Source organism: Paenibacillus sp. FSL M8-0142, from assembly GCF_038597315.1.
Lineage (GTDB): Bacteria > Bacillota > Bacilli > Paenibacillales > Paenibacillaceae > Paenibacillus_AQ > Paenibacillus_AQ lactis.
The window spans coordinates 6,121,286-6,134,294 of sequence record NZ_CP152008.1; the positions used below are offsets into that span (position 1 = coordinate 6,121,286).

A 13,009-nucleotide genomic window follows, 5' to 3' on the forward strand; every position below is an offset into this window, starting at 1 on the left:
ATTGCACATCTTCAAAACCGGTCATAGCTGACAAACTCCAGCACCGGCTTACGGTAGCCTCTCGGACGAGGCTTGGCTGCATCTTCCTTGCCGATCGCAATCAGCATGGCGGGAACATATTCAGCGGGAATACCGAGCGCCTTACGAAGCAATTCGGGATCAAAGCCGATCATCGGACAGGTATCCCACCCTTTATCCTTCGCCACGAGCATCAGCATCATCGCGGATAAGCTTGCATTGCGAATGGCCTCATCCCGCATGAAGGACTCTCCCCGTTCCTTGTAGAATCGGGTGACCTCCTCAACCGTCTGGTCATATTCCAGCTTGTCGATGATCCCCAGACTGAGGAATCCCTCGTTCATCCGTCCAACCTCCTCATAGGCCCGCATATTGCCAAGCACAACGATTACCGCAGAGGCCGTTCGGATCTTATGCTGCTTGTTTGCGGCTTCGTACACCTTATCCTTAAGGTCCGGAGCCTTCACCACCACATAGCGGGCATGCTGGAGATTGAAAGCCGAAGGAGCGTATTTCACCTCGTTAAATATGTCGTCCAGCGTTCTGTCCGGAATGTCGATGCCTTCGATGAACCGATTCGCCGACCTCCGGCTTTTGATTAAGGTTGTTAAATCATTCATTTTGTACGCCCCTCCAATCGAATTCTTTCATTAAAAGATCAATGCATCCAGAGAGTAAGTTCCCGCACCGGTAAGAGCAAGCGCCACCGCAGCTGCGATCAGCAGCAGATTATACTCGTAACCATTCGCAGTAGACCAGTAGCCGTTCTTTCCATGAACTTTAACGATTGCCCCAAGCATTGTCAGCGTGATGAGGGCAGCTCCAAGCACGGTCAGGAAGCCGGAAGCGAGCAGCAGCCCGCCCGCCAGCTCCATCAAACCAGCCATTACAGCCGCTGCAACTCCTGGCTTGATGCCGATCGATTCCATCCAGCCGCCGGTTCCCTTCGGACCGTAGCCGCCGAACCAGCCAAGCAATTTCTGTGCGCCATGGGCCATAAATGACAGCCCGATGACCAAACGAAGAATAAGCAAACCTAAATCCATCGTCATTATAAAAACCTCCAAGTTATTTGCTTTATTTAAAATCATTTCTCATGATCGATTTATTTTTACATTCTGAATCGCAGATAAAGCCGTACGGAACCATTCGCTCATAGCCGCTAACGTTTATACAACATCAACTCACTCCTTTATACTTACTATATTTTTTATAGTTATTTGTCTTGATATTAAGATAAATCATAGACTACCCTTCTGTCAACCACTGATTATGAAAATGACGGATTCCCATCAGAACAACGAAAAAAGCACTCCTGCATGCAAAGAGCAGGAATGCTTCATCGGATCTTTTCCTATATTATTCCGCCAGCTTCTTGATTTCGCTGTCGGTTAGCGCCATGTTATAAATCCGAACCTCATCCAGGCTTCCATTGAAGTACGGATCGGCTGCAAAGCGGCTTTTGCCCAAGTAAGCTTCCGTGGTCAACAGCCCGCTTGGGTTCAGCTTCATATGATCGCCGGAGGCAACAAGCTGTCCGTTTACGTACAGCTTGCCCGTATCCCCCTGAAGGGTCACGGCTACATGCGTCCATGCATTTACCGGAAGCGGCGCGTCAGCAAGGAGACTCTGGTCGCCGCCGTTGCCGTGAATCGTAAACTGAAGGACGCCGGTGTGCTGGGACGGGGTCAGGAACATATGCCTTGCGAGCCCGCTGCCGGCATCGAGCACCCGCTGCCACGGAGCCCCTCCCTTCCAATATACCCATGCCGCGAACGTTAGATCATCCGTGTCTGTTACCAGATTAGGCAGCTCAATATATCCGTTCTTGCCGTCAAAATCAATGCCCCCGCCCTGATAGCCTCGCTCATTCCACTGAACGCCGCCGTGCGTCCGCCCGTCATATCCGTTCGGGGAGCTGTCGATCACGACGCCCTCTCGGTTCTCACCGAAGCCATAGTTCAATAGCATCGGTCCGGCCGACTGCTGCAGCACGGTCACGTCAAAGGACCGGGAAGTCTTGTAGCTGCCCTTGACGATCCCGGCAGTCAATGTAACCTTCGCATTTCCGGAGCCCGCGGCTGGACGCGTCACTTTGCCGTCAGCGCTGATCACGTTCGGATCGGAGGTCGACCACTGGATCGTTGTGCCGCCGGATGCCTCGGAAGGCAGGGTCAAATCGTAGAAGATGCCGCTCACATCACCGAGCGACAGGTCCGCTCGAACGTCCTCCGCAATCTGCTTATCGCTGCGCTCCGGCTGCTTCGCTCCCCAAACGGCTGTTCCATCCGGCGATAATGCCGTAAAGGTCATGAGCTGCTGCCCGGCCTCGGGATTCCATTGCGGTGCGAACACGCCCTTATACACAACACCGTCCAAAGTCAGCGTAACCTGCTGCTTTCCGCTTGTTTTCCATGTGCCGGAGACGCTTCCTGTCACCCGGCCGTTTATATGCAATTGGATCGGCTGCGACTCCTTGATGTTTGCGGAAATATCCTTCCCATGGTTGATCAGCTTGTATTCCCCTGTTGCATCCTTCGGGGTTACCTTCTTGTCCACTGCTTCCTCTCCTGCATAACGGAACGGGGCTGCGACAGGCCAACCTTCCTCGTTCATGTACAGCTCATGGACGCGGATTTCATGCTCTTCGCCGCGCTGCGGAAAGCGGCTGTGGAAGATCAGGAACGTTCTGCCGGTTGCTTCATCGTAGTATACCGAGTTATGTCCAGGGGATACCGCACCGGTTCCCAAGCCCGTTCCCGGATCGCCAATCAAACGCTTGAACAGATAGTTGCCCATCAGCTTGGTCCCGAACGGCTCGATCGACCGGTCATCGAAGAGGGGCAGGGACGGATCGGCCTTCACCTCTCTCATGTCGTTCCCTTCCGCATCATAGAACGGGCCGTCGGGGTTCTTGGATCGGACGACCCGCATATTGTACCCGCCAACCGCATCAAGTCCGCCGTACGAAAGATACAAGTAATAATAATCCGTCTCCGGATTGTAGAGCATATACGGTCCTTCGATCCGGCTATGGTTGCCCCCCAGCAGCTTCTTGCCATAGCCCTGTCCAGGAAGCGGCTTGCCGTTCGCAGGATTCATCTCCATAATGAAGATTCCCCCGGAATAAGAGCCGTATACCATCCACAGCTTTCCATCCTTATCAAAGAAAACATCCGGATCCACCACATTCGGATGCTTCGTTGCATCGTACACGGTGCCGTCCTCACTCGGCTCGCCCCACATGCCGGATTTCAGAATAATGCCGGTGTCCTTATAAGGTCCTTCGATCCGATCGGCTACGGCAATCCCCATCGCCGAGCGCGGGGAGTCTCCTTTGCAGGCATTGTAGTACATATAAAATTTGCCGTCGGCAAGCTGGATCACATCGGCCGCCCATAGCGTATCGCTCTGAGCCCACGCCAGCGCATCCTTCAGTTCCTCCGTTACGTTCGGAATCAGAGGATTCCCCTCAGCAACCCCGGAAGCGATCATGTCCCACTTCATGAGGTCCTTGGATTTGGCCGCTGCCAAATGGGAGCCGAATACATAGTAGGTATCGCCCGCCTTGATCACGGATGGATCGTGTACGGAGGCCTCCCGGAATACCGGAGCGCTTGGCTCCTTCTTTTTGGCCGCCGCCTCCACTTTCACGCCTAAGCTCCCCGTCTCCGGCCCCTGCCCAAATGCCATAGCGCTTCCCGCCAATAAAGCGCATACAACCGCTGCGGCAGCTCCAGTTCGAATCATGTTCTTTCGCATACGACGCTCCTTTCAACCAATCGCTGATTTTTTGTAAACCCTTTCAAAACAAATAAACAAGAGTGACATGAAGCCCGAACCACGATAATTTTAATTCATTAAAATATAAAACGTTTTATATTATATAAGATATTATCATTGCAGTTGCTCCAATTTCAATCCCCTTTTCTATTTATTTTATCCGAAGCGAATCGGTATGGTCTTAAAGACCCAGTATAAGAAAATGCCGAATCCCCTTAGAAAAACCTGCCCTTGTTATATTTTCACCCCCCTCTCCGCCGCTTGCACGGAGGATGGGATCTTAATGAACGAACGAAACCCCGACCACAAACGGAGGTCGGGGTTTTGTTTTATGTTTTTATGAATCAAATGAATATAACAGCTATTCTGAGATTAGTAGGTCCACCAATTCCCGGACATGACCAGCATCGAGAACAGCTTGATGCTTTCTTCGTAATATCCCTCGGCCGACGCATTCGCCGTATAGGTCCACACGGCGTTCAGCCAGCTTTGGTGGTTCTGGGAGACCATCGCGCTGACGCCGAACGGAGCGTAGAATGCGCCGCTGTTATACGACACAAGCGGGCTTCCGCCGAGCGTATAGCCAGCCTTGATATTTGCCGGTTTCTGGCTCGTGTTCGATTTGATGAACGCGTTCATCTTCTCGAGCTGACCCAAGGCCCTCGTGTCGCCGGTCATCAAATAGTCAGTAGCGATTCGCCAAGGCGTCCGCGCCGAATTGTAATAATAGTTCCCGTCGTTCGCGCCTTCAAGGAAGTCGGCCGCCGCAGGCTGATAGCTTCCCCCCTGCAGCACGACGAAATCCGGAAGCAATCCCGTATTCGGGCTATAGCTGCTGTGGACGGAGTTGATAATACTATACGTTTTGTTGATCACCTGATCCCATCTGGCATCGCCGGTAGCCTTCCGGAACGCCTTCAGATGATTCAGCATGAAATCGGACGGGCGTGTGGCGGTATTGAAGCTCCCGCTCGTTGCCCAGTCTCCCAGACGAAGGGTCCATTGCGATTGATTCACGTCATGGCTCATGATGGCGCCTATGATGTTTTTGGCGGCTTGCAAATAGTTAATGCTGCCGCTGCTGCCCCACTGCTTGTCTGCCAGCAGCAGTGCGTATGCGATATCCATATCGCCGTCTGTCGCCGAGTTGGCCCCCTCAATATTTTGGAAGCTGCTGTTCTGCTTCCATGCCATTAAGTATGGATTCTGATTGCTCGGATGAGCTTTATAGTATCGGTACAGTCCGTCGAAGTACGTCTGAGCGTTGGCATCGGCTCCGGCCATCATGACGGTCAGGATCATCCCGTAGCCATGTGCCTCCGATACCGTTTCTCCGGCCGAGTTGTATTTTACGTAATATTGCCCAGTGCCGGCAGGCTTGAGGAAAGAAGCCTTCCAGCTGTTCCACTTGCTCCTTACAGCATCGTCCATCGCCGTCTGCGTCACATGATTGGGCTTGATCGAACCGCTCGTATAACTCGTATGCTGCGGAAACGGCTTTTGATTCGCCGCCATGGACAATCCCGCCGGCAGCATCAGGAGGACGACACAGAACAACAGCGCGCTCTTGCGGATGACTCGTTTACGGCTTGATTTCATCAACCTCATCTCCTTCATAGATTCGAATTGAAAATTCGGTTACCCTTACCGCTTGTCCGGCCGATTTCGCTTCGATCACCACCTTTCATCACTGGATGACACGGTGACGGAGAATCTTGATGTAATCCAAGTATAATCTAAAATGGTTAATTATGTAAGTCTATAGTCTCGTTTTCCCTTCAGTTTTTCAAAAAAAAGATAGAAAGCATCGAACTAACCCCCTGCTCCAAGCGTTTGTTAATAGCGAAGGGGAATTACGGGGAGTATCCGAAGGTGAACATCCTTAAGATAAAGGTGGTGGGTATATGCCTTATTACATATGGCTGGTTGTTTCCGTGCTGCTGTCCTTGTACGGGGTAGTCACGTATTGGCCGAACTATTCGCCGGATGACGAAATGGTTCTGTTCAATGATGTTGCAACGGCCATTTTCTTCACGCCTTCATTCTTTATCCTGTTTCTGTCCATGATCCTTCAGGCTGCCATCCTGGTTTTAAAGGGGCATCGTGCGTTCAGGCGCGTGCTCTACATTCTGATCTATCCTGCCAACGTCGCCCTCTTCTATGTCATCACGATGAATCTGATGCCGATCTCGACGATCATTATCCTGGTACTGGCGGGATCTGTGGTTGCCGTTCTGCATTACTTTTTGTCTTATTTATTCAAAAATTAAGGCAAACGGACCGCGTTCGCCCGGTCTATAGATGTAACCTAAAATGGGCGGTGCAGGATCATACCTGCACCGCCCTATTATACCTGCACCGCTCTGGTTTAAACCGCGTGAATGGATGGCCACGACAGCTCGATCCCCTGCCGCACCAGCAGGTGCTGGAACGCCTCCAGCCGCTCGGGATTACTGCGGACCTCGGAGGGCTTCAAACCATGCTCCACGCAATAAGCCGCTAAATACCCCGCCGACTCTCCGATGTTCCACTCGACCGGATGAAGGCGGTAACAGCCGTTCGTAATATGTGTCGTGCCGATATTTTTGCATGCGGCCAGCACATTGCTCACCCGAACCGGAATCAGGCTTCCCATCGGAATTTGGAAGGGGAGACTCGAAATGTCGATATAGGTGCGCTGTCCCGTGCTTGGATGCAAATCGATCCGGTAGCAGCCGACGCCGACGGAATCGAAGAACTCCGCTGCCTTTCCATCAGGCCGGCAATCGCTGGCGACATGCTGCTCCTTTACCGTAAATTCAGCCCGGATTCGGCGCGACTCGCGAATGTACGGCGCCTTTGCCAGACCGTCCTCTGTGCCGAGCACATCGGGACGGAGTCTAAGCCCCGGATAACCGGCTCCTCCGTCCGGACGAGGAGCCTCCGTCTGCATCCAATAGAGAAGCGACAAGCTTAGGCTCCGGGCCTCTTTCAAATGCTTCTCCCGCTCCTCCGGGCTTACATCAATGATCGGTCCCAGCCAATAATCGTTCTGCGGCCAATTCACGATCGTCACGCTGCTATCGAAAGCGCCTGCGGCGAAATGCTCCCGGTCCAGAATCTGCCTGTATTTCCACAGCGAGAATGACTTGCCGTCCGGAAACAGGCTGTAGGTGACAGGCTCCAGCGTATGCGGGACGAGCCCGCTCCAGCTGAGCATGCGATCGGGCCAGAAATCGGCTTGATACGCTTTCCAAAAGTCATACCTATCCGGCTTCGGAATCGTATGATCTTCACCTTCAAGGTAGTCAACCGCGAAGCACCACGTGAACGCCTGCATATCCATCGGGTCCGGCGAACCGGACATAGCATGGGGCTCCCCGGTATCCTCCATGGATTCCGCGCCGGTGACGTACTCGATTCCCGCAAGCGGCAGCAGATCCCCCTCTTCGGTCGCATCCAGAAACAACGCGCCGGTAAGGGTAACCTCATTGCCGGATTTTGCGTTCCGCAGCGAAACGGCCGTGACCCGGTCACCGTCGCTCTCTGCTCGGGTTAGGACGTGCTCCGTAAGGATAACGAGCCTACCGCTGTGGACGTACGGAGCCAGCATATCCCGCAGAACGGCCAGGGCTGCCCGGGGTTCATGAGCGATCGCGCTCACCAGCGCGCTGCCGGGGTTGAAGTGCTCGGCCGCTCTGGCTTCCGGCTTTAACGGAAACCATGACTGATAATACTGCCGAACCCGGCTGCGAAATTCACGATAGCTCGCCGTACATCCGAACTGTTCAATCCAAGGATGCTCATCCGGCGGCACGCCCTGACTGGTAATCTGCCCGCCTAGCCATTCTTCGGCCTCCGTCATGATGACGCGTTTCCCGCTGCGGGCCGCCGCCAATGCTGCGGCACATCCGCCCAGCCCCCCGCCGAGGATGATAATGTCCGCCTCTCTATGTTGACCCACGTCTGTTCACCTCGTATCGATAATGTTATTTATCCGCCAGGACTAGCTGTATTTAAAAATCGTTCCGAGCGTGGTGGAGCCGGGCCCGTACCGCTCATATGCGCCGGCCGCTTGCTCTACGGGAACGACGTGGGAAATAAGCGGTCTTACGGATATTCTTCCTTCCGCAAGCAGACGGATATATTCGGCGACATTGCGCCCTTCCGTCCAGCGTACGAAGCCGATCGGATAATCATGGTTCTCGAGCTCGTAGTTCGCATCGTAGCGCCCCGGACCGCCTGCCCGCGAGATGAGAACCTGCGCCTCCTTGGCGAACATCTTTCCCCTGGAATAAACGGTCGTCAAATCGCCGACAATGACGATTTTCCCCTTGTCCCGGATCCAATCCATCGAGGCGTTGATCAGCTCCTCTCCGGGGCCGCTTGCGCACAAAATAACGCTGTCCATGCCATGCCCGCCCGTCAAGCGCCGGATGCTCTCCTCCAGCTGCTCACGGCTATCGGCGGCATGCGGGATATACGCCCGCATCTCCTTCACCCGCTCCGAATTCAAGTCGAATCCGGCGACAGGGAAAGCGGCCGCATGCGCAATCTGGGCAATCAGCTGGCCGAGAATACCAAGGCCCACGACAACGGCAGATTCGCCGAAGCGTAAGTCGGCCACCCGCAGCGCATGAATCGCGATCGCTCCGAGACCCGCGAATGCCGCTTCCTTGGGATCGACCTCATCCGGCACCGCTGCCGTCAAATTCGAAGGAACGGTCAGCACCTCGGCATGGCGTACATAAGGCGCCCCGTAACAGGCGACGCGCTGGCCGACAGACAGGCCGCTGACGCGCTCCCCGATCGCTTCAACTATCCCGACTGCACTGTAACCCATCACCACAGGCTGATCGGAAGCTCTTTTGATAAACGTCATTTCGGTTCCCGGGCTCACGGCCGAATATTCGGTGCGTATTCGAACATGCCCTGCCGGCACTTCAACCGGCTCCTCGAGATCGGCAATGATCACATTGCCTTGAATCGTAGCCACCGCCTTCATATGATGCCTCCTGCTTCCTTGCGGCTCCTATTTCCCCGAGGCCTTACGGTACTCGCTCGGGGAGACGCCGCAGTACTTTTTGAATGTCGTTGTGAACGTGGACGAGTTCGAATAGCCCGTCTTCTCGCCGATTTCAGCGATGCTGAGCTCCGTGTTGCGCAGATATTCCCGGGCATGGGCCAGCCGGACCTTGTTCAAATACTCCACGTAATTGACGCCGAATGTCTTCTTGAAATAATTCGAGAAATATTTGGAGCTTGTATCCAGCACCTCCGCCATATGGTCCAGGTACAGGTTCTCCATATAATGAAGCTCGATATATTGAGAGATGAATGCCGGATTCAGCTTGCTGCGCGGATCGTGATTGCGCATATTCGCGACCACGCGAATCACTTCAACCAGCGCCTCCTGAATTTCCTTGTACGTAAACGCATGATCGACCTTGCGGATAAAGGCGCTCTCCAGCTGGAACAGCTCGCTGCGGTCCGCGGAAGAGGATTCCGCCTGCTTCAGGACAAAGAAAAACATGCTCTTGGCAATATGGACCATCTGATGATGATGAATTTGCAGCGAGACGTTCTCCTGAATGATCTCATTGACGATCCGCAGCCCTTCATCCACCTTGCCGCTCAACATGCAGTTGCTCAGCTTCTCGATCTCCTGAAGCGGGAAATACAGCTCGGGGACGTACCGGATGCGTTCCGTGTCCACTATGACAGTCCCCTCGTTCACATGCCGGTACAGCAGCCCTTCCTTAATATTTTCATAGGCTGCGCGGCAGTTGCTGATCTTGGACTCGTAAGCTCGGCTGACGCAACCCCATACCCCGAATGCCTGCAGATACCCTTGCTTCGCTGCCCCGAGGAATTCCTCGAACCGCTGCACCAGCTTCTTCCGTTCCGAAGGCTGGTCAAGGCCGATCAGCGCCAGAAACTGCAAATGCTCGATATGATACACAACCGCATGCTCGTAGCGCGCCGTCAGATCGCTTCGAATCGCTGCCGTCAATTCCTCCAGCACGAATCCGCCCTCCGAGTCCGGCTTGTCTTCCGGCTGCAAATAGATGGCCGCCATCACGAAATGCCTGCTCTGGAAAAAATGCGTGTACTGCTTCTGCATCTGAATTTCCTGCTCCCGCGAATGATTCTGACCGTCAAGGGTTTGCAGGAATACGCCCCTTCGTATTTCTTCGTCGACAAGGTCCATTTGCTTCTTCAGCGATTCGTTCTCCCGCTGGACCTTGATAATGCCGCTTTGAATTTTTACGAAATCGTTCCCTTTCAGCGTGCTGCCGCCAAGCAGCTTGACGATATTTTTGACAGGCCGGTACAGGTAGACGCTGAGCAGCAGCGACATCAGCACCGCCAGCACAATCGCCCCGTACATAATCCACTGATTGGCATCGGTGACGGAATCGATATTTTGAAACTTGTAAGGCAGCTTGTTGATATAGATATATCCGTTATACTCGGACTTGTAGAAATTGTACTCGTAATTGCCATGCGTCAGGGAAGCTTCCTGGGACGGGTTAAAATACACATCGTTCAAGATATCCACCAAATCCAGGTCCTTCTCCGTGCTCAGAATGACGTTACGGTTCGCATCCAGCACGATGAGCGAAGCGCCGGGGATCATCGAGTTCAGGTCGATGCCTTTCAGCAGCTTGTTCACGTTGATCAGAATCATGAGGTTCTTGTTCGATAACCGGACCTTGTTGCTATCCACCGCGATCATCAGATTTCGCCCGTACCCGGTGCTCTGATCCATGTAAACCTCGGCCGGAAATACCGTAAATTCGTGCTCGGAACGGGTAAGATTCTTCCAGAACATCGAATTGTAGCGCTGGGATGTGTAGCGTCTGTCAAAGAGGGCATCCAGGTTGCTCGTTCCCCGGGTCGTAATGGCAAGATCATGATCATCGAACGAGATGATCACGTCCTCCACGATATCAACATTGGACACAATGCTCGTCAGATTGTCCTGCAGGGTTATGACCTTCTCCATGTCAAGCCCTCCGCTGTCCGCCTGAATCCGGTCCGAAGGAAGCGCATGAATGTTGAAGATCAGGTTGTTGATGGAGGAGAAGCTGGTATCAAACGATTGAATGACGTTTTTGATCACCATGCGATTGTTATCGCTCACCTTGTCATAAATTCCGCTGATGGAATTTTTGTACACGATGTAATTGAATATGAACATGATGCCGATGACCAGTTGCAGAGCGAAGAAAATCTGAAGCAATCCTCTGTTGGCGATCAGTCGATTCATTATGGATTCACCTCTCTTGATGTCATCCCTTCATATTCAACACACATGGCCCGGGTCCCTTCACGATCAGCCTTTTTCAGAGCCGAGCATAACCCCCTTGGCAAAATACTTCTGCGCAAACGGATAGATCAGCAGCACCGGAATCATCGACAATACGATCGTTGCGTTCTTCATCGCCTGCGGGGCCAGCGCCGCCGCGTCGACCAGGCTCGGATTGCTGCCGTTCTCGCTGAAGATCAGCATATCGCGCAGCACCACCTGCAGCGGGTACAGCACCGAATCGTTCAAGTAGATCATCGGGATGAAGAAGCTGTTCCAGTGACCCATGAAGTAGAATAAACCGATGGAAGCGAGCGCCGGCTTCGAGAGCGGGATCACGATCTGGAACAGGATCCGGTACTCGGATGCGCCGTCGACGACAGCCGCCTCGCGCAGCGATTCCGACATATTCTCATAGAAGCTCTTCAGAATCAGCAGCTCGAAGGTCCAGATCGCATTCGGCAGCACCAAGGCCCACACGCTGTTCAGCAGCCCCAGCTCCGAGACGATCAGATAGTTCGGAATAATGCCCGGGTTCAAGAACATGGTGATGATGATGGCCAGCAAAAAGAACTTGCGTCCGAAGAAATTTTTGCGTGCCAGCGGGTAGGCCGCTACGGCCGTTAAGAGCAAGTTGATGGCCGTCCCGAGCGCCGTGTACATGATCGTATTCAGGTACGCGCGCGGCACCCGGTCGTCATTAAGCACCTGGGCATACGCGTCCAGATTGAAGCCCTTCGGGAACAGCGTAACATTCCCCTGCACCACCTCGGACGTCGCGCTGAGCGAAACGGCTGTAATATATATCACGGGATACACGGTAATGATAGCAAGACACGTCAGAATGATCGTGTTTACGACGCCGAACAATGAAATATTTCGAAGGCTGAATCGTTTGTTTACCATAGTCCGCTGCCTCCCAATCGCTTGCTGAAGTAATTAGAGGATAACAGCAGGATCATCGCGACAACGGCTTCAAACAAGCCTACGGCTGCGCCATAGCTGTAATTGCTCTCCATGAGTCCCTTCCGGTAGACGTAAGTAGAGAATACGTCGGCTACCTCATATGTCATCGGGCTGTAGAGCAGGAGCACCTTTTCGTAACCGATGCGAAGCATCGAACCCGTCTTCAGGACAAACATAATGATGATCGTCGGAAGAATAGCGGGAATCGTAATCCGAAAAATCATATGGTGCCGCTTGGCCCCGTCCACCTTCGCCGCTTCATACAAGGAAGGGTTGATGCCCGCGATCGCTGCCATATAAATGATCGCCTCATAGCCTACGGTCGCCCAGATGTCCGAGGAGACGTAAATGGTTCGGAACCAGCTGGGTTCCCCTAGGAAATAGATTTTCTCAAAGCCTAACGCCGCGATGAACTGGTTAATGATCCCTTGGTTCGGCGAGAGGAAATCGATAATCATGCTGCTGATGATGACCACCGACAGAAAGGAGGGGAGATAGCTGAGCGTCTGTACCGAACGCTTGAACCAGCGGACCCTAACCTCATTTAAGAGAATCGCCAAAATGATCGGAAACGGAAATCCGAAAATCAGATTGTATACGCCGAGAAGCAGCGTGTTCTTAAAGAGCAGCCAAAAGTCCGGACTGCTGAAAAATTTCTCGAAATGCTTAAGTCCCACCCATTCGCTTTCCATGATGCCGGTGAACACGCTGTAGTCCTTGAAAGCAATAATCAAGCCGTACAGGGGCCCGTAACGGAAAATAATATAAAACAACAGACACGGAATAAACAAAATTAACAGCTGCCGGTCCCGCTTCATATGCTGAAAGGCTGCAACCATTCGTCCGCCGATTCCCCCGCGGGGAGCGGCCGGCTTCATCTCTGTCCCTGCACTTGCCATGGTGTTCTTTCCCTCCTTAAGAAGATGAGCAGCACCCGGGTGCGAATCCCGG

10 protein-coding genes are annotated in these 13,009 nt (G+C 53.3%); 1 reads left to right on the forward strand and 9 read right to left on the reverse strand.

The features are described from left to right. Window positions 1-11: 11 nt before the first annotated feature. The 4 genes from NSQ46_RS27780 to NSQ46_RS27795 form a co-directional block, all read right to left on the reverse strand. Window positions 12-638, reverse strand: coding sequence for a nitroreductase family protein (locus tag NSQ46_RS27780; protein WP_007130587.1), 627 nt, complete (start codon window positions 636-638; stop codon window positions 12-14). Window positions 639-668: 30 nt separating this feature from the next. Continuing rightward, on the reverse strand, window positions 669-1,070 hold the full coding sequence (locus NSQ46_RS27785; RefSeq protein WP_007130588.1) for a DoxX family protein: 402 nt from the start codon (window positions 1,068-1,070) through the stop codon (window positions 669-671). Window positions 1,071-1,377: 307 nt separating this feature from the next. Next, window positions 1,378-3,780: a LamG-like jellyroll fold domain-containing protein gene (locus NSQ46_RS27790; protein WP_342575513.1), complete on the reverse strand. Its 2,403-nt coding sequence runs from the start codon at window positions 3,778-3,780 to the stop codon at window positions 1,378-1,380. A gap of 393 nt (window positions 3,781-4,173) precedes the next feature. After that, a complete protein-coding gene (locus NSQ46_RS27795) occupies window positions 4,174-5,400 on the reverse strand; it encodes a glycosyl hydrolase family 8 (RefSeq protein WP_342575515.1) in 1,227 nt (408 codons plus the stop codon). A 305-nt stretch (window positions 5,401-5,705) separates the two neighbouring features. Here NSQ46_RS27795 and NSQ46_RS27800 point away from each other — a divergent pair, with 305 nt between their 5' ends. Then, window positions 5,706-6,071, forward strand: a complete 366-nt coding sequence (locus NSQ46_RS27800; protein ID WP_028406183.1) for a hypothetical protein — start codon at window positions 5,706-5,708, stop codon at window positions 6,069-6,071. A gap of 98 nt (window positions 6,072-6,169) precedes the next feature. Here NSQ46_RS27800 and NSQ46_RS27805 read toward each other — a convergent pair whose 3' ends face one another. The 5 genes from NSQ46_RS27805 to NSQ46_RS27825 all read right to left on the reverse strand — a co-directional run bounded on the left by NSQ46_RS27805 (window position 6,170) and on the right by NSQ46_RS27825 (window position 12,957). Further along, window positions 6,170-7,744: an FAD-dependent oxidoreductase gene (locus tag NSQ46_RS27805; RefSeq protein WP_251536082.1), complete on the reverse strand. Its 1,575-nt coding sequence runs from the start codon at window positions 7,742-7,744 to the stop codon at window positions 6,170-6,172. Between the two features lie 42 nt (window positions 7,745-7,786). Then, on the reverse strand, window positions 7,787-8,785 hold the full coding sequence (locus tag NSQ46_RS27810) for a zinc-binding alcohol dehydrogenase (RefSeq protein WP_342575520.1): 999 nt from the start codon (window positions 8,783-8,785) through the stop codon (window positions 7,787-7,789). A gap of 27 nt (window positions 8,786-8,812) precedes the next feature. Beyond that, window positions 8,813-11,053: an AraC family transcriptional regulator gene (locus NSQ46_RS27815; RefSeq protein ID WP_341341414.1), complete on the reverse strand. Its 2,241-nt coding sequence runs from the start codon at window positions 11,051-11,053 to the stop codon at window positions 8,813-8,815. A gap of 66 nt (window positions 11,054-11,119) precedes the next feature. Then, the gene (locus NSQ46_RS27820) at window positions 11,120-11,998 is read right to left on the reverse strand and encodes a carbohydrate ABC transporter permease (protein ID WP_007130595.1); all 879 of its coding nucleotides are present in this window, start codon (window positions 11,996-11,998) and stop codon (window positions 11,120-11,122) included. Then, window positions 11,992-12,957 carry an ABC transporter permease subunit gene (locus tag NSQ46_RS27825; protein ID WP_007130596.1) on the reverse strand — a complete coding sequence of 322 codons (966 nt, stop codon included), beginning with the start codon at window positions 12,955-12,957 and terminating at the stop codon, window positions 11,992-11,994. The genes NSQ46_RS27820 and NSQ46_RS27825 overlap by 7 nt, the downstream gene beginning before the upstream one ends. Window positions 12,958-13,009 lie beyond the last annotated feature (52 nt).

Excerpts from the sequence above, each read along its gene's own strand:
- NSQ46_RS27780 (WP_007130587.1), bottom strand. The coding sequence starts at position 638 with ATGAATGATTTAACAACCTTAATCAAAAGCCGGAGGTCGGCGAATCGG.
- NSQ46_RS27785 (WP_007130588.1), bottom strand. The coding sequence starts at position 1,070 with ATGACGATGGATTTAGGTTTGCTTATTCTTCGTTTGGTCATCGGGCTG.
- NSQ46_RS27790 (WP_342575513.1), bottom strand. The coding sequence starts at position 3,780 with ATGCGAAAGAACATGATTCGAACTGGAGCTGCCGCAGCGGTTGTATGC.
- NSQ46_RS27795 (WP_342575515.1), bottom strand. The coding sequence starts at position 5,400 with ATGAAATCAAGCCGTAAACGAGTCATCCGCAAGAGCGCGCTGTTGTTC.
- NSQ46_RS27800 (WP_028406183.1), top strand. The coding sequence starts at position 5,706 with ATGCCTTATTACATATGGCTGGTTGTTTCCGTGCTGCTGTCCTTGTAC.
- NSQ46_RS27810 (WP_342575520.1), bottom strand. The coding sequence starts at position 8,785 with ATGAAGGCGGTGGCTACGATTCAAGGCAATGTGATCATTGCCGATCTC.
- NSQ46_RS27815 (WP_341341414.1), bottom strand. The coding sequence starts at position 11,053 with ATGAATCGACTGATCGCCAACAGAGGATTGCTTCAGATTTTCTTCGCT.
- NSQ46_RS27820 (WP_007130595.1), bottom strand. The coding sequence starts at position 11,998 with ATGGTAAACAAACGATTCAGCCTTCGAAATATTTCATTGTTCGGCGTC.
- NSQ46_RS27825 (WP_007130596.1), bottom strand. The coding sequence starts at position 12,957 with ATGGCAAGTGCAGGGACAGAGATGAAGCCGGCCGCTCCCCGCGGGGGA.